Genomic DNA, 14,948 nt, shown 5'->3' with positions numbered 1-14,948 from the left:
GCGCGGGGTCAGGGCTTGCATCCCCCGTCCCTGATCCCGCTGACGCTGCCGGTGCCGAGGATGATCTTGGCGCGGCGCGAGAAGGTGAGGGCCTGCCAGCGGCCGGAGTTGCCGGTCGCGGTGCGGCTGCGCAGGAAGGTCAAGTGCAGCAGCTCGAACTGCTCGTCATCGATGCGGCCGGTGTCGATCAGGCAGGTCCATTGCTGGACGTTCCATTGATAGTCGCGCGACACGCCGTCTTGGTCGACCGCTTCGCTGAGGCCCTGGTACCAGGCGAGCATCGCCTTGAGGCGCACCGGGCGCTCGGCGGCTGGGAGGGCGGCGAGTTTGCGGCGCAGGCGTGCGGCGTCCTCGTCATTGGGCAGGGTCTTCTGCTGGACGCGGATGTCGATCGCCCAGCGCACTTTCCGCGGGGTGATCGGGCCGGCGGGCCAGAGGCGGAACAGCTCGGCGCGGACTTCGAGGAGCAGCGCGACATAGGCGTCGGTCTGCACCTGGAGCATCGTGTCATGCTCGAAGATGCGGGTGAGTTCGGCGAGGACGGTGGCGTTGAGCTTGCCGTCGGGGCCGTGGGCGGCAAGGATCGCGGTGCGGCATTTGTCGCGGACGGGGGTGTCGAGGCAGCCCTTCGAGAAGAACAGCTTGCCGTAGGTGGGAGCGAGCGCCTTCAGCTCGCGCTTGAAGCGGCCGCGGCTGCGGAAACTGTTGCGCCACGCCTTGAGCACCGGCTGGAGGCTGCCCGTGCCGTAATTCCATTGCGACATGCCGACCGAGACGAGCTGGCTGTCGAAATTGCCGACCGGCATCGCCCAGCAGCCCATCGTCTCGGGGATCGAGGTCTCGCGCATGCGGCGGAAGACCTCGGCGCGGTCGAGGCCGATCTCGGCGAGCTGGTCGGCGGCCTGGGGGTCGATGGTGAGGTGCGGGAGGTCGCCGACCTCGCGGCAGGGCGGGCGGTCCTGCGCGGCGGCGGCGCCCGACCAGCCGAGCAACAGCGCCGCAAGCGCGATGATCCCCCTGTGCATGCCGCCACCCTGCCGTCTGGGCGGGGTGGCGGCAAGCGGGTCAGAGCACGTAGCGGCTCAAGTCCGTGTTGCGCGCGATGCTGGCGAGCTGGCCGTCGACATAGGCGGCATCCACCACCAGCGCCGTGCCGTTGCGGTCCTCGGCGTCGAAGCTCACCTCTTCGAGCAGCTTCTCCATCACCGTCTGCAGGCGGCGCGCCCCGATATTCTCGATCTCGGCGTTCACCTCGGCGGCGATGCGGGCGACGGCGCGGATGCCGTCGTCGGTGAAGTCGATCGTCACGCCCTCGGTGGCGATCAGTGCCTTGTACTGCTCGGGCAGCGACGCCTTGGTGTCCGAGAGGATCGCGACGAAATCATCCTCGGTCAGGCCCTTGAGCTCCACGCGGATCGGCAAGCGGCCCTGCAGCTCGGGGAGCAGGTCGCTTGGCTTGGCGACGTGGAACGCGCCCGAGGCGATGAACAGGATATGGTCGGTCTTCATCGGCCCATATTTGGTCGAGACCGTGGTCCCCTCGATCAGGGGCAGCAGGTCGCGCTGCACGCCCTCGCGGCTGACCGATCCGCCGCGCACGTCGCTGACCGCGATCTTGTCGATCTCGTCGAGGAAGACGATGCCGTTGGCCTCCGCATCGGCGAGTGCGGCGCGCGCGACGTCGTCCTGATCGAGGCGCTTGTCGGCCTCCTCCTCGACCAGCTTGGACCAGGCGGCGTGGACGTTCATTTTCCGCCGCTTGAGCTGCGGGCCGCCAAAGCCCTTCATCATCTCGGAGAGGTTGATCATCTGCGGGCCGGCGCCGGGGATCTCGAACGGCATGCCGCCCGCTGCCTCGACCTCGATCTCGATCTCGCTGTTGTCGAGATGCCCTTCGTTGAGCCGCTGGCGGAAGGATTCACGGGTGGCCTGGCTGCTGTCCTTGCCGGTCAGCGCATCGAGCAGCCGGGTCATCGCCGCGGCCTCGGCCTTGTCCTTGACCGCGGCGCGGCGCCGCTCCTTCTCCAGCCGGATCGCTTCCTCGACCAGGTCGCGGGCGATCTGCTCGACGTCGCGGCCGACATAGCCGACCTCGGTGAACTTGGTCGCCTCGACCTTGACGAAGGGCGCGTCGGCGAGCTTGGCGAGGCGGCGGCTGATCTCGGTCTTGCCGCAGCCGGTCGGGCCGATCATCAGGATGTTCTTGGGCGTCACTTCGTCGCGCAGATCGGCCTTGAGCTGCTGGCGGCGCCAGCGGTTGCGCAGCGCGACGGCGACCGCGCGCTTGGCTTCCTTCTGGCCGATGATGTGCGCGTCGAGCGCGGCAACGATGGCTTTGGGGGTCAGGTTGTCGTTCATTCTGGCTTGTTCGATTCTCAGGCTTGTTCGGGAATGTAGGGAGTGCCGGGCCGGGCGGCGAGCGCGGCGGCGATCGGCTGGTCGATGCGGTCGATCATGAAGCCGGGATAGCCGCGCGGGCCGGCGGTGAGCGCATCCATCTCGGCGATCTCGTCCGGCGTGAGCGCGAGGTTCACCGCGGCGAGATTGTCGTCGAGTTGGTGCATCTTGGTCGCGCCGATGATGACGCTGGAGATGGCCGGCTTGGCGAGCACCCAGGCGAGCGCCACCTGCGCGACGCTGGCGCCGTGGCCCGCGGCGATCTCGCGCATGCGGTCGAGCAGCGCGAAGCCCTTCTCGCGATCGAACGGGACGCCGTCGTGCGCGGCGAGCCGGTCGCCGGCCTCGCCCATATTCTCGCGGCTGTACTTGCCGGTGAGGAAGCCGCCGCCGAGCGGGCTCCAGGCGGTGACGCCGAGGCCGTAGCGCTGCGACATCGGCACCAACTCGGTCTCGATGTCGCGCGAGACCAGCGAGTAGAGCAGCTGGCCATGGGTGAACGGCGCCCAGCCATTGGCGCGCTGGAGCTCCAGCGCCGCGGCGACCTTCCACGCCGGCCAGTTGGAATAGCCGAGATAGCGCGCCTTGCCCGCGCGGACGATGGCATCGAGCGCCTGGAGGGTTTCCTCTAGCGGCGTGTTCACGTCGTCGCGATGCGCGATGAAGATGTCGACATGATCGGTGCCGAGCCGCTTGAGGCTGTGGTCGATCGACCAGTGGAGGTGCGCCGCCGAGAGGCCAGAGCGGTTGAGCGGGCGGTGCATGCGCCAGCCGGCCTTGGTCGCGATCACCACCTCGTCGCGGCGGCCGGCGATGATCTGGCCGAGTACCTCCTCCGACTCGCCGTCCGAATAGACGTCGGCAGTGTCGAAGAAATTGATCCCGGCATCGAGCGCGCGCCCGAACAGCGCCGCCGCATCCTTGAGCTCGGTCTTGGCGATCGCCGCCAGACCGGCGCCACGGGTGAAGGTCATCGTGCCGAACGAGAGGCGCGAGACGATCAGGCCGCTGTCGCCGAGGCGGGAATAGAGCATCGCTGATCCTGTCTTCAGGCGGCGTCGAGCGTTTCGACGGTCAGCCGGTCGTTGGTGTAGACGCAAACATCCGCGGCGATCTGCATCGCCTTGCGGCAGATCGTCTCGGCATCCTGCTCGTAATCGACCAGCGCGCGGGCGGCGGCGAGGGCGTAGTTGCCGCCCGATCCGATCGCGGCGATCCCGGCCTCAGGCTCGAGCACGTCGCCATTGCCGGTGATGATCAGCGTGATGTCCTTGTCGGCGACGATCAGCATCGCCTCGAGGTTGCGCAGATACTTGTCGGTGCGCCAGTCCTTGGCGAGCTCGACCGCGGCGCGCATTAGCTGGCCCTGGTGGCGCTCGAGCTTGCCCTCGAGCCGTTCGAACAGAGTGAAGGCGTCGGCGGTCGCGCCGGCGAAGCCCGCGATGACCTTTCCGTCGCCCAGGGGACGGACTTTCTTCGCGTTGGGTTTCATCACGGTGTGGCCTTGGGTCACCTGGCCGTCCCCGGCGATGACCACGCGGCCGTTGCGGCGCACGGAAAGAATTGTTGTGCCGTGCCACTTCATACTGTCGCTCATGACCGCGCATATTGGGCGCGGACTTCTCGGGTTCAATCGCGATTTCGTGTATAGCGGGCGCAGCACGAACAGGGAGAACCACGGCATGACCGGTGAGACTTCGAGCAATCTGATCGAGCGTTGCAAGAACATCCTCCTGAAACCCAAGGAAGAATGGGCGCGAATCGATCCCGAACCCGCGACCGTGAGCGGCCTGATGACCGGCTGGGTCGCGCCGCTCGCCGCGATCGGCCCGGTCGCGGGGCTGATCGGCGGGCTGGCCTTTGGCTACAGCGCGCTCGGCGTGACCTATCGTCCGAGCATCACCACCGCGGTGGTCGGTGCGGTGATCGGCTATGCGCTGGCGCTGCTCTGCGCGTGGCTGCTGTCCAAGATCATCGATGCATTGGCGCCCAATTTCGGCGGACAGAAGAACCCGGTGCAGGCGATGAAGGTCGCCGCCTATAGCGGCACCGCGGCCTATCTGGCGGGTATCTTCCAGATCATCCCGCAGCTCGCGATCCTCGGCATCCTCGGGCTCTACAGCCTCTACCTCCTCTATCTCGGCCTGCCGCGGCTGATGAAGGCGCCGGAGGACAAGGCGATGGGCTATACGGTCGTGACGGTGATCGTCGCGATCGTGCTGTTCATCGTGGTCGGCGTCGTCACCACTGCGCTGACCGGCGCGCTGGCGCCCCGTGCGATGACCTATGGCGCGGCCGCGGGCGCGGCGGGCGGCAGCGTCGAGCTGCCCGGCGTGGGCAAGGTCGATCTCGGCAAGCTCGAGGAAGCCTCCGCCAAGATGGAAGCGGCGGTCGAGCGGGCGAAGACCGCGACGCCGGTCGACCGTCAGGCACTCGCCGCGCTGCTGCCGGCGTCGACCGGCGGCTGGACGCGGACCGCGGTCGAAAGCTCGAGCGCCAGCGCGGGCGGCATGGGCGGATCCCAGGCCGAGGCGCGCTACGAGGCGAACGGGCAGAGCGTGCGATTGAAGGTTGCCGACCTCGCCTCGGCCGGCGCCTTCGCGGCGATGGCGAGCGCGTTCAAGGTCGAGACCAGCCGCGAGGACGACAATGGCTACGAGAAATCGGGCATGATCGACGGCCGCTACACGATCGAGAAATGGAACAAGGACGGGCGCGGCAGCTATGGCGTGCTGCTCGCCGACCGCTTCCTGATCGAGGCCGAAGGCAATGCGCCCGACATCGGCGCGCTCAAGTCGCTGGTCGGATCGATCGATCTCGGCAAGCTGCAGGGAATGGCCGGCTGACGAAGCGATTGCGGAGGGGAACCGCAACGCGTTCCCCTCCGAAGTTGACCAAGTTCCGCGCAACGCGGTTCGTTGTGTCACTTTTCGACGCCCTTGATCTTCCCCCATTGGCGCGCGACGGTGTAGCCGAGATAGCCGGTGCCGAAGAGCGCGTAGAGCGGCTCGGGAATGCCGGCGAGATAGGCGTTCATGCCATTGGCGATGCCCTTCGCCATCTCGGGCTGGACCGCGCCGATCAGCCCCATCGGGATCGCCCACAGCAGCAGCGCGTACATGACGTAGAGGAAGCTCGGCCGCGCACGGCTGGTCCAGGGATCGGGCGACTGCGCCTCGGCGACGATCGCCGAGAGCTGGGTGCGCACCGCCTCCATCTCCTGCGTGCCTTCGAGCTTGAGCAGCTCGAGCTTGGCCTGGTCGCGCGCCTTGGGGTCGGGGATGATCTTGTCGATGAGGCTCGCGATTGGGCCGATAATGCCTTCAAGAATGCTCATTGGGATGCTCCTGTCGGTTGACGAAGTTGACATGATTGAGGGGGTTCATGAACCGATTCGGTTCGCGAGCCAGCCATAGAGAAAGGCTTCGTTGGCGGGGCGGCGCTCGGCGAGCGCGAGGTAGCGTTCGCCCTGCAGCGCCTCGACCGCCTTGATCAGCACGGCCTCGCCCGGCTGGCCGCGGCGGTCGAGGAATTCGCCGAGCGCGGCGAGGGTGGCGGGGCCGATCGCCCCGTCGACGCCGAGATCGGGATAATCCTTCTCGTTGCGATTGAGCGCGTTCAGCGCGCGCTGGAGGAAGCGCGCGGCGATCGCGGGCCCCATGTTGATGCCGGTGTCGAACAGCTCGGCGGCGAGCGTCGGCGCGCGCTTCGCGACATCGGCGATCCGCGGCCGCAGCCAGTAGATGCGGCGGTAGATCGTCGCGGCCTCGTCGCGCGGGAATACGCGCATGTCGCCGGTGAAGCCGTGCTGCCGCGCGACCGCTTCGGTGATCCCCCAGCGCGTCGGTCCGCCGCGGTCGGCAGGGTGGTTGGAATAGCCGCCCTCGCGGGCGATCACCTCCTCGATCAGTTCGTCGATGGTCATTTCGAGTCCTCCTGTTTAGACGACTCAAGATAACCTATATGGTTCGTTGTAGGAAAATGGATTCTGTTGGGCTAGAGCGGGCGGCCTATGCCCAAGACCCGCCCCGATCAGTTGCTCGTCGAACGCGGGCTGGCGGAGAGCCGGACGCGCGCACAGGCGCTGATCCTGGCCGGCTTGGTATTCAGCGGCGACAGGCGCGTGGACAAGCCTGGCCAGCCAATCGCGCCCGACGCGCCGCTGGAGGTCAAGGGCCGCGACCATCCCTGGGTGTCGCGCGGCGGGGTCAAGCTGGCGCATGCGCTCGACCATTTCGCGATCGACCCGACGGGAATGGTGGCGATCGACGTGGGATCTTCGACCGGCGGGTTCACCGATGTGCTGCTGACGCGTGGCGCTGTGCGCGTCTATGCGGTCGACAGCGGCACCAACCAGCTCGCGTGGAAGCTGCGCCAGGACGCGCGGGTGGTGGTGCACGAGCAGACCAGCGCGCGGGTACTGATGCGCGAGCATATCCCCGAGCCGGTCGACATCGTGGTGTGCGACGCGAGCTTCATCGGGCTGGCCAAGGTGCTCGAGCGGCCCTTCGCCTTCGTGCACGAGGGGGCGTGGGTGGTGGCGCTGATCAAGCCGCAGTTCGAGGCGGGCCGCGACGAGGTGGGCAAGGGCGGCGTGGTGCGCGACCCGGCGGTGCACGAGCGGGTGTGCGGTGAGGTGGTGGCGTGGCTGGAAGGCGCGGGGTGGCGCGTCGAAGGCGTGACGCGCAGCCCGATCACCGGGCCGGAGGGAAATGTGGAGTTTCTGGTCGCGGCGCAAGCGGGCGCGGCGGGCAGCCTGGCCTGACTGCAGGGGTTCGCGGCGCCCGCAACGGTACAGACGCGGGGCGAATACCCCTAAAGTCGGACTCGACAGCGGGTTCGCATGGAGGCAACATCCCCTTTCTCTTGGGGGAGAGAGTCATGAATAGTGCACCAGATATCGCTCCGAACAGGCTGTTCGCCTATGTCGAAGCCGTGGCCGCATGCGGCCTGCTGCTGTTCGCGAGCGTGAGCATCCTCGCGTCCTGACGGCGCGAGCGGCTTAGAGCAACCGCGCCCGCTCGGCGGCGCGCACTGCCGTGCGGCCTGGCCGTTGCGGGTTGGCCGGGTCCGGCCAGGACGGCGCAGTGGTCCAGCCGAGATGGGGCAGGCTGACACTGCGCTTGCCCGAGAGATCGGTGCGGGCGACGATCAGGCCCTTTTCCTCGATGAACGCCATCATCCGCTTGGCGCGGCCGAGCGAGCTGGTGCCGTAGAGCGCGGCGAGCTGCGCGTCGGACGGGCAGGGCTCGCTGGCGCGCGCGGCGCGGGCGATGCCGAGGAAGGGGGTGAGCATCTCCTCGGGCAGCGAGGCGGCTAGGGTGAGTGCCTCATCCCAGCCCTCGGCATCGGCGATGCCCGCGCGGGCGAGGGCGAGGGCGGAGCGGAACGCGGCGAGGTCCATGCCGGGCTCGACCCCGCGCATGCGGCAGCGGACGGTGTAATCCTGGAAGATCGCGGGGAGCGGCTGGCGGGCTTCCCCGTTTGCGCCTTCACCAGCAATTTCGGCGAGGATCGCGCGGCGGACCTCGGCCTGCTCGCCTTCCTCCAGCACCGGCATGTCGGGGACCGGCGCGGGGGCGGGGGTGGCGATGCTGCGCATCAGGTCCGCCATCGGCACCGGCGCGGGCGGCGGCGGGGGCGGCGCCTCGTCCTCCGCGCCCGGGGCGAAGAGCATGTCGCGCATGTCCGCGGTCGCGGCGGTGGGGAGCGGCATCAGCTTGGGGCTGACGGCCTTGGAGCCGGTCTTGACCTCGCCGATCCGGACGCTGATCGGGCGGCGGGTGATGGCGGGGCCGAGGGCGAGGAACTCGCCGCGGGCGAGGTCGCGGATCGTGTCGGCCTGGCGGCGCTCCATGCCGAGCAGGTCGGCGGCGCGCGCCATGTCGATGTCGAGGAAGGTGCGGCCCATCAGGAAGTTGCTGGCCTCCGCCGCGACGTTCTTGGCGAGCTTGGCGAGGCGCTGGGTGGCGATGACCCCGGCGAGCCCGCGCTTGCGGCCGCGGCACATGAGGTTGGTCATCGCCGCGAGCGAGGTGCGGCGGGCTTCCTCCGAGACTTCGCCCGCGGCGGCGGGGGCGAAGAGCTGGGCCTCGTCGACCACGGTGAGGACCGGGTACCAATGCTCGCGCGGGGCATCGAACAGGGCGGCGAGGAAGGCGGCGGCGGCGCGCATCTGGCCGTCGATCTCGAGACCTTCGAGGTTGAGCACGACCGAGGCGCGATGCTCGCGGACGCGCATCGCGAGGCGGCCGAGCTCGGCCAGGCTGTATTCGGCGGCATCGACCGCGATATGGCCGAAGGCGTCGGCGAGGCTGACGAAGTCGCCCTCGGGATCGATCACGACCTGCTGGACATAGCCAGCGCTGCCCTCGAGCAGGCGGCGCAGCAGGTGCGACTTGCCCGAGCCCGAATTGCCCTGGACGAGCAGACGGGTCGCAAGCAGCTCCTCCAGATCGACGGCAACCGGGTTGCCGCCGCCGTCGAGTCCCATGTCGATGCGGGCAGTCATTGGGAGGTGCTTTGGCGCATCGGGGGGAGTCGGGGCAAGGGGATTGCGGCGGAGAGGAAGCTATTCCTCCCCCGGAGGGGGAGGTGGCATCGCGCAGCGATGACGGAGGGGTAGTTTCGGCAAGCGGTGTCGGGTGGGGAGAATACCCCTCCACCAGCTTCGCTGGTCCCCCTCCCCCTCCGGGGGGGAATTTAGGGTTTTAGCTTGGCGGCCAGGAAGGCGAGGATGTCGGCCTCGGTCGCGGCCTTCGCGGCGGCATTGGCTTCGACCGACTGGCGCGATTTGGTGGGCGTGTCGTAGCTGTGGGTCGCGCCTTCGAACATGCGCAGGTCGATGTCGTTGCCAGCCGCCTTGCTGCGCTCGACCAGCGTCTGGCAGAGCTTGGGCGAGACCTCCTCGTCGGCGGTGCCCATGAACACGCGGACCGGGTGGTAGGGCTTGTAGCCGTCCTTCTCGAAGCGCTTCTTGAGACCGCAGCCAGGGTATAGCGCGACGCCGGCAACGAAGCCGATTTTGCGCATATCGCCGGGCTTGTCGTCAGCCATCGCGGCGAGCGTCGCGCTGGCGCCGTTGGACCAGCCGAGCAGCGCGATGCGGTTGACGATCACATCGGGGCGCGACTGGAGGAAGCGCAGCGCGCCATAGGCGTGGAGTGGGCGGAATTCGACCTCGTCGACCGCGTTGGGCCGGTCCTGGTAGGTGCCGGCGGCGAAGCCCGCGGGATAGCCGACCGCGCCGAAATCATCGACCATCAGCGCGGCATAGCCGTTGCGCGCCAACAGCTCGCCCCACGCCTTATGGCGGCTGGAGAGGGTGGTGGCGTCGTACTTGCCCTTGGCGAGCGAGGAATAGGCGCCGCCCCGGCCGTGGAGCATGACGACCGCGGGGAGCTTGCCGGGCGCGTTGGCGGGCTCGAAGAGATAGCCCTTTACCTGCGTCTTGCCGTCGCGGCTGAGGAAGGTGACGTCCTCGACCTTTACCTCCTGCGCTGCGGCGGGGGCGGCGATCACGACGATGGCAGCGGCGAGAGGCAAGCGCATCACTTCCTCGCGGGCAGCGTGATCGTGCGGGCGACGCCGTCGCGGCGCGGATCGGCGCCGCCGTCGAACTTGCCGTCGCGAATCATCACGCCGTGCAGGCCCGAATCCTCGCCCGAGCCGCCGCGAACGGTGACCCCGCGCTCGGCCATCGCGGCGAGCAGCGGCGGGGCGAACTTGCCCGCCTCGCCATTGAAGCTCGATCCGCGCGCGACGAGGTTGGGCAGCGCGATCGCTTCGGCCACCGGCATGTTCCACTCGACGATGCCGACCAGCGCCTTGGAGACATAAGCGAGGATCGCATTGCCGCCGGGCGAGCCGATCGCGCCGGCGAGGCGGCGGTCGGGGTGAAGGATCACCGTCGGCACCATCGACGAGCGCGGGCGCTTGCCCGGCGCGATCGCGTTGGGGCCTTCGGGGACGAAGGAGAAGTCGGTCATCTGGTTGTTGAGGAAGAAGCCGTCGACCATGCGGCCGCTGCCGAACAGGCTCTCGACCGTGGTGGTCATCGAGACGGCATTGCCCTCGCCGTCTATGACGATGAAGTGCGAGGTGCCGGCGACCTCATTGGTCGCGTCGATGCGCGCGGTGACCGCGCCCGGCGGGGTGCCCGGTTGGGGCGCGGGGCCGGCGCGGTCGGCGATCAGCGCGACGCGGCTTGCGACATAGGCGGGGTCGAGCATGCCCTTGACCGGCACGGTCGGGACGTCGCCGACATAGGCGTCGCGATCGGCGTACATCACGCGGCTGGCCTCGGCATATTTGACCCATGCAATGGGATCATTGGGGCCGCGCGTGCCGATATCGGTGCGCTCGATGAGCGCCATCAGCTGGAGAAGGCCAACGCCTGAGGAGGGCGGCGGCGGGGCGCAGAGGATATAGACGCGATAGCCGTTGCAGACCGCCTCGCGCACCACCGGCTTGTAACCGGCGATGTCCGCCTCGATCATCGAGCTGGCGAACTCGCCCTGGTGCAGGCGGGCGACGATGCGGCGGGCGGTCTCGCCCTTGTACATGGCGTCGGGCCCCTGCGCGGCGAGGCGGCGGACGAAGGCGGCATAGGCGGGGTTGCGGAGCGTGTCGCCCGCCTTGATCTGCTCGCCCTGTGCGTTGCGGAAATAGGCGACGGCGTCGGCGCTGCGGGCCTGCGGCGCGCGGCCGGCGATCATGCGCGCGAGGCGGGGGCCGACAACGAAGCCATCCTCGGCCGTGCGGACGACGTCGCCGAACAGGTCCTTCCAGGCGAGCTTGCCGTCGCGCTGGTGCGCGACGCCAAGCATGCGCACCACGCCGGGAACGCCGGTGGCGCGCCCCGAGACGACGGCGGTCGCGAAGGACAGCGGCTTGCCGTCGGGACCGAGCAGCATGTCGGGCGTCGCGCCGGCCGGCGCCACCTCGCGGCCGTCATAGACGGTGACGGTGCGAGTCTTCGCATCGTAGCGAGTCATGAACGCGCCGCCGCCCAGGCCGCTGCTCTGCGGCTCGACCAGGCTCAGCATCGCCTGCACTGCGATCGCGGCATCGACCGCCGATCCGCCCTTGCGCAGCACCTCCAGGCCAGCCTCGACCGCGAGGGGATGCGCCGCGGCGACGAAGGCCTGGCGTTCCTTGGCGGGGGCGGCGGGCGCAGTTGCCGGCAGCGGCTCGTGCGGTGTGATCGTCTGTGCGGTGCGCGGGGCGCACGCGGCGAGACCGGCGAGCGCGAAGGCGACGAGGAGGGGTTTCATCTGCATCTTCATGGTTCGATCGCCTTTGCGCCGGGACGGCGGGGGTCCGCCGCGCCGAGGAACAGACTGTTGGTGATCATGATCGACTGCGCGCTTCCCATGGTTTCGTCCATCTCGATGCGATGGCCCTTTGCCTTGAGCGCCGCAACCGTGTCCGGGTTGAAATTGGGCTCGACGCGCAGCGAAGCGGTCGTGCCCTGGTAGATGCGTGGCTGGTGCGTCGCCTCGTCGACGTTGAGGCCGAAATCGATCGTGTTGACGACGAGCTGGAGCATCGTGGTGATGATCGTGCTGCCGCCCGGCGTGCCGACGATCAGCCAGGGCTTGCCGTCCTTGAACACCATAGTCGGCATCATCGTCGAGAGCATGCGCTTGCCCGGCGCCATGGCGTTGAGCGGCGGCGGGGTGCCCTTGCGCTGCGCTTCCCATGCCTGCTCGTGGCTGAAATTGTTCATCTGGTTGTTGAGCAGGATGCCGGTGCCGGCGATCATCACGCCCGAGCCGAAATCCGAGCCGAGCGTGTAGGTCGTGGAGACGGCATTGCCCTCGGCGTCGGCGACCGAGAAATGCGTGGTCGAGGGGCTCTCGAACTTGAGCGGGTCGCCGGGCGCGAGGTCGCGGGCTGGCGTCGCCTTGTCCGGGTCGATCAGCTTGACGCGCTCGGCGGCATATTCCTTGGAGATGAAGCCCTTGACCGGGGCGGTGACGAAGGCGGGGTCGCCGAGCGCCTGGTAGCGGTCGAGATAGGCGAGCTTCGACGCCTCGGCGATCACATGGAGCGAGGCGGCGGAGCCCGCGCCCATCGCCCTGAGATCGTAATGCTCGAGCATGTTGAGCATGTTGATGAGGGTCGCGCCGCCCGCGCTGGCCGGGGGCGGGGTATAGACCTGATAGCCGCGATAGGTGCCGACCAGCGGCGCGCGCTCGACCGGTTGATAGGCGGCCAAGTCGACGCGGGTGATGAGCCCGCCATGGGCCTTCATGTCCGCTTCGATCCGGCGTGCGACCTCGCCGGTGTAGAAGGCCTTGGCACCGCCTTTGGCGATCTCGCCCAGGGTCCAGGCGAGCTCGGGCTGCTTCAGCACCTCGTCCTTGGCGTAGAGGCCGCCATCGGGCTTGTAGAAGACCGCCCTGCCCGAGGCGCTGTTCGACAGGCGCTGGCGGCCCCAGCCGAACACGAAGGCCTCGTCGGCAGTGAGCTTCACCCCGTCGCGCGCGAGGCGGATGGCGGGTTCGACGACCCGGGTCCAAGGGAGCTTGCCCCATTTCTTGTGGGCGTGTTCAAGGCCCGCGACGGTGCCGGGGACTGACGGCGCCAGATAGCCGTACGAAGCAATGTCCCGCTCCTTGCCCTTGTTATCGACGAACATCGCAGGGGTGGCGGCACGGGGTGCAATGCCGCGGAAGTCGATCACGCGGACCTGCTTCGACCTGGCGTCATAGACGGTCATGAAGCCATCGCCGCCGATATTGCCCGCGCGGGGCAGGGTGACGGCGAGCGCGAAGCCGATTGCGACCGCGGCGTCGATCGCATTCCCGCCGTCGCGCAGGATCTGCGCGCCGACCTCGCTAGCGAGTCCGTTCTGGCTGACGATCATGCCGCGCGTGCCGACGACGGGCGAGTGGATCGAGGGATATTCGAGGAGCTGGCGGCTCTGCGCCGCGGCCGGGAGCGGCAGCGCGAGGGCGAGCGCCGAGACGGCGAGGACGAGCTTGCGCAGGAACATGAAGGTCGGGCTTTCAGTTCCTCCTCCAGCTTGCTGGGGGAGGATTCTAGTGAGGTCAAACATCGTTGGAGGAATAATAGACGCCCACGTCCATCTCCTTCTCCCAGCGCGCCACCGCGGTGGCGATGGCGAGGTCGGAGGTGACGTTGGGGACGGTGCGGGTCATGTCGAGGATGCGGTCGAACGGCAGGATGAAGCCGACCACGATCGCGGTCTGCTCAGGGGTGATGCCGATCGCATGGAGCACCGCGGCGAGCACGAACAGCGAGCCCGAGGGTACCGGTGCGACGCCCATCGCGACGATCGTGGTGGTCGCGGCGATCACCAGATAGTCGGCCCAGCTCAGGTCCACGCCGAACGCCTGCGCCGAGAACAAGGTGAGCATCGCGACATACATCGCCGCGCCGTCCATGCCGATCGTCGCGCCGAGCGGGAGCACGGTGGAGGCGACCGGCTTGGACACGCCGAGGTTGCGCTCGGCGACGCGGATCGCGACGGGGAGGGTGGCCGAGCTCGACGAAGTCGAGAAGCCGACCATGATCGCGTCGGCGATGCCGCGGAAGAAGGGCAAGGGCGACAGCCACGCCATCAGCCGCACGACGATGAGCCCGTGAATGACCAGCGTGACGATCGCCGAGCCGACGACGACGCAGATTGCGAGCTTGAGCACCGCAAGGAAGCTCGACGGGCCGCTGGTGCCCATCACCACCGCGATGAGGGCGAAGACGCCGAACGGCGCGGTCTCCATCACGAAGCCGACGATCTTGAGCATCACGTCGGACGCGCCGTTGAGGAACTGGCGCACCGGTTCGGCGCCCTTGCCGGCGGCGATCACCCCGGCGCCGACCAGGATCGCGAAGAAGATCACCGACAGCGTCTGTCCGTTCGCCATCGCGGCGACGGGATTGTCGGGGATGATCTCCATGAACATGCGCGCGGTATCGGGCGGGGTGCCCATCGCCTTGGGCACCGCATCGGCGAAGGTCGCGCCGAGGCCCGGGGCGATGAGCGTGGCGACGGTGAGGCCGGTGGTCACCGCGAGCGCGGTGGTGAAGACGTACATGGCGAGCGTCTTCACGCCGATGCTGCCGAGCCGCTTGGGATCGGCGAGCGCGGCGACGCCCGCGGCGATGGTGAGGAAGACGAGCGGCACGACGAGCATGCGGATCAGGCGGACGAACAACTCGCCGATCCAGGCGATGCTGGTGGCGCCCTCACCCCAGATAAGTCCGGCGATCACGCCGAGCACCAGCGCGCCGAGAATGCGCTTCCACAGTGCCACGCCGAACCACCAGCCGAGTGCGCGGGCGAGCGGTCGGGGTCGGGCGGGGGGTTCGGTCTGCTCGGGAGTGGTCGTCTCGGTCATCGGGCAGCTCCGGCTTGAGTTGGGTGCGGCTGGGCGCGGGACGGGGCCAGCCTAGGTCATCACGGGCGGATCGCGAAGTGCGACGCGCCGAAAAGGCCCGCCCCCGCGCCACGGCAATGGCGCGGGGGCAGGAGACGTGGATCAGAAACGCTTGCTCACCGAGAAATACACCTGGCGGCCACG

General features: G+C 68.6%; 13 protein-coding genes. 2 read left to right on the top strand and 11 right to left on the bottom strand.

The features are described 5' to 3' along the window. Nucleotides 1-8: 8 nt before the first annotated feature. The 4 genes from OK349_RS15965 to hslV are packed head-to-tail and all read right to left on the bottom strand — an operon-like array spanning nucleotide 9 to nucleotide 3,994. Entirely contained in the window at nucleotides 9-1,025 is a 1,017-nt protein-coding gene (locus tag OK349_RS15965; RefSeq protein WP_265118899.1) for a hypothetical protein, read from the bottom strand. Between the two features lie 40 nt (nucleotides 1,026-1,065). Beyond that, nucleotides 1,066-2,358, bottom strand: a complete 1,293-nt coding sequence (hslU, locus tag OK349_RS15960; protein ID WP_265118898.1) for an ATP-dependent protease ATPase subunit HslU — start codon at nucleotides 2,356-2,358, stop codon at nucleotides 1,066-1,068. A gap of 17 nt (nucleotides 2,359-2,375) precedes the next feature. Next, entirely contained in the window at nucleotides 2,376-3,431 is a 1,056-nt protein-coding gene (locus OK349_RS15955; protein WP_265118897.1) for an aldo/keto reductase, read from the bottom strand. A 14-nt stretch (nucleotides 3,432-3,445) separates the two neighbouring features. Then, entirely contained in the window at nucleotides 3,446-3,994 is a 549-nt protein-coding gene (hslV, locus tag OK349_RS15950) for an ATP-dependent protease subunit HslV (RefSeq protein ID WP_301531121.1), read from the bottom strand. A gap of 85 nt (nucleotides 3,995-4,079) precedes the next feature. On the opposite strand from hslV, the gene OK349_RS15945 reads away from it, so the two are divergent. Continuing rightward, nucleotides 4,080-5,243, top strand: a complete 1,164-nt coding sequence (locus OK349_RS15945) for a Yip1 family protein (protein ID WP_265118896.1) — start codon at nucleotides 4,080-4,082, stop codon at nucleotides 5,241-5,243. 77 nt (nucleotides 5,244-5,320) lie between these two features. Here the strand turns inward: OK349_RS15945 and OK349_RS15940 are convergent, their stop codons facing one another. Both OK349_RS15940 and OK349_RS15935 read right to left on the bottom strand, forming a co-directional pair. Further along, entirely contained in the window at nucleotides 5,321-5,734 is a 414-nt protein-coding gene (locus OK349_RS15940; RefSeq protein WP_265118895.1) for a holin family protein, read from the bottom strand. A gap of 45 nt (nucleotides 5,735-5,779) precedes the next feature. Next, on the bottom strand, nucleotides 5,780-6,322 hold the full coding sequence (locus OK349_RS15935) for a glycoside hydrolase family 108 protein (RefSeq protein WP_265118894.1): 543 nt from the start codon (nucleotides 6,320-6,322) through the stop codon (nucleotides 5,780-5,782). A gap of 87 nt (nucleotides 6,323-6,409) precedes the next feature. Here OK349_RS15935 and OK349_RS15930 point away from each other — a divergent pair, with 87 nt between their 5' ends. Further along, nucleotides 6,410-7,162, top strand: a complete 753-nt coding sequence (locus OK349_RS15930; protein WP_265118893.1) for a TlyA family RNA methyltransferase — start codon at nucleotides 6,410-6,412, stop codon at nucleotides 7,160-7,162. Between the two features lie 237 nt (nucleotides 7,163-7,399). Here the strand turns inward: OK349_RS15930 and OK349_RS15925 are convergent, their stop codons facing one another. The 5 genes from OK349_RS15925 to OK349_RS15905 form a co-directional block, all read right to left on the bottom strand. Further along, the gene (locus OK349_RS15925) at nucleotides 7,400-8,908 is read right to left on the bottom strand and encodes a helicase HerA domain-containing protein (protein ID WP_265118892.1); all 1,509 of its coding nucleotides are present in this window, start codon (nucleotides 8,906-8,908) and stop codon (nucleotides 7,400-7,402) included. Nucleotides 8,909-9,099: 191 nt separating this feature from the next. Next, nucleotides 9,100-9,948, bottom strand: coding sequence for a dienelactone hydrolase family protein (locus OK349_RS15920; protein ID WP_265118891.1), 849 nt, complete (start codon nucleotides 9,946-9,948; stop codon nucleotides 9,100-9,102). Further along, on the bottom strand, nucleotides 9,948-11,684 hold the full coding sequence (locus tag OK349_RS15915) for a gamma-glutamyltransferase family protein (RefSeq protein WP_265118890.1): 1,737 nt from the start codon (nucleotides 11,682-11,684) through the stop codon (nucleotides 9,948-9,950). Before OK349_RS15915 ends, OK349_RS15920 begins: the two co-directional genes overlap by 1 nt. Beyond that, complete coding sequence (gene ggt, locus OK349_RS15910) at nucleotides 11,681-13,399, bottom strand: gamma-glutamyltransferase (protein ID WP_265118889.1); 1,719 nt, start codon at nucleotides 13,397-13,399, stop codon at nucleotides 11,681-11,683. The genes OK349_RS15915 and ggt overlap by 4 nt, the downstream gene beginning before the upstream one ends. Before the next feature lie 55 nt (nucleotides 13,400-13,454). Then, nucleotides 13,455-14,765: a dicarboxylate/amino acid:cation symporter gene (locus tag OK349_RS15905; RefSeq protein WP_265118888.1), complete on the bottom strand. Its 1,311-nt coding sequence runs from the start codon at nucleotides 14,763-14,765 to the stop codon at nucleotides 13,455-13,457. Nucleotides 14,766-14,948 lie beyond the last annotated feature (183 nt).

The organism is Sphingomonas sp. BT-65, assembly GCF_026107375.2.
Taxonomy (GTDB): Bacteria; Pseudomonadota; Alphaproteobacteria; order Sphingomonadales; family Sphingomonadaceae; genus Sphingomonas.
This window is presented reverse-complemented; position numbering and strand designations above follow the sequence as displayed.

Bases quoted from the DNA above. Each gene is read 5' to 3' on its own strand.
- ggt (WP_265118889.1), bottom strand. From the start codon at position 13,399: ATGTTCCTGCGCAAGCTCGTCCTCGCCGTCTCGGCGCTCGCCCTCGCG.
- OK349_RS15965 (WP_265118899.1), bottom strand. From the start codon at position 1,025: ATGCACAGGGGGATCATCGCGCTTGCGGCGCTGTTGCTCGGCTGGTCG.
- OK349_RS15925 (WP_265118892.1), bottom strand. From the start codon at position 8,908: ATGACTGCCCGCATCGACATGGGACTCGACGGCGGCGGCAACCCGGTT.
- OK349_RS15915 (WP_265118890.1), bottom strand. From the start codon at position 11,684: ATGAAGATGCAGATGAAACCCCTCCTCGTCGCCTTCGCGCTCGCCGGT.
- OK349_RS15935 (WP_265118894.1), bottom strand. From the start codon at position 6,322: ATGACCATCGACGAACTGATCGAGGAGGTGATCGCCCGCGAGGGCGGC.
- hslU (WP_265118898.1), bottom strand. From the start codon at position 2,358: ATGAACGACAACCTGACCCCCAAAGCCATCGTTGCCGCGCTCGACGCG.
- OK349_RS15905 (WP_265118888.1), bottom strand. From the start codon at position 14,765: ATGACCGAGACGACCACTCCCGAGCAGACCGAACCCCCCGCCCGACCC.
- OK349_RS15955 (WP_265118897.1), bottom strand. From the start codon at position 3,431: ATGCTCTATTCCCGCCTCGGCGACAGCGGCCTGATCGTCTCGCGCCTC.
- OK349_RS15930 (WP_265118893.1), top strand. From the start codon at position 6,410: ATGCCCAAGACCCGCCCCGATCAGTTGCTCGTCGAACGCGGGCTGGCG.
- OK349_RS15920 (WP_265118891.1), bottom strand. From the start codon at position 9,948: ATGCGCTTGCCTCTCGCCGCTGCCATCGTCGTGATCGCCGCCCCCGCC.
- OK349_RS15940 (WP_265118895.1), bottom strand. From the start codon at position 5,734: ATGAGCATTCTTGAAGGCATTATCGGCCCAATCGCGAGCCTCATCGAC.
- OK349_RS15945 (WP_265118896.1), top strand. From the start codon at position 4,080: ATGACCGGTGAGACTTCGAGCAATCTGATCGAGCGTTGCAAGAACATC.
- hslV (WP_301531121.1), bottom strand. From the start codon at position 3,994: ATGAGCGACAGTATGAAGTGGCACGGCACAACAATTCTTTCCGTGCGC.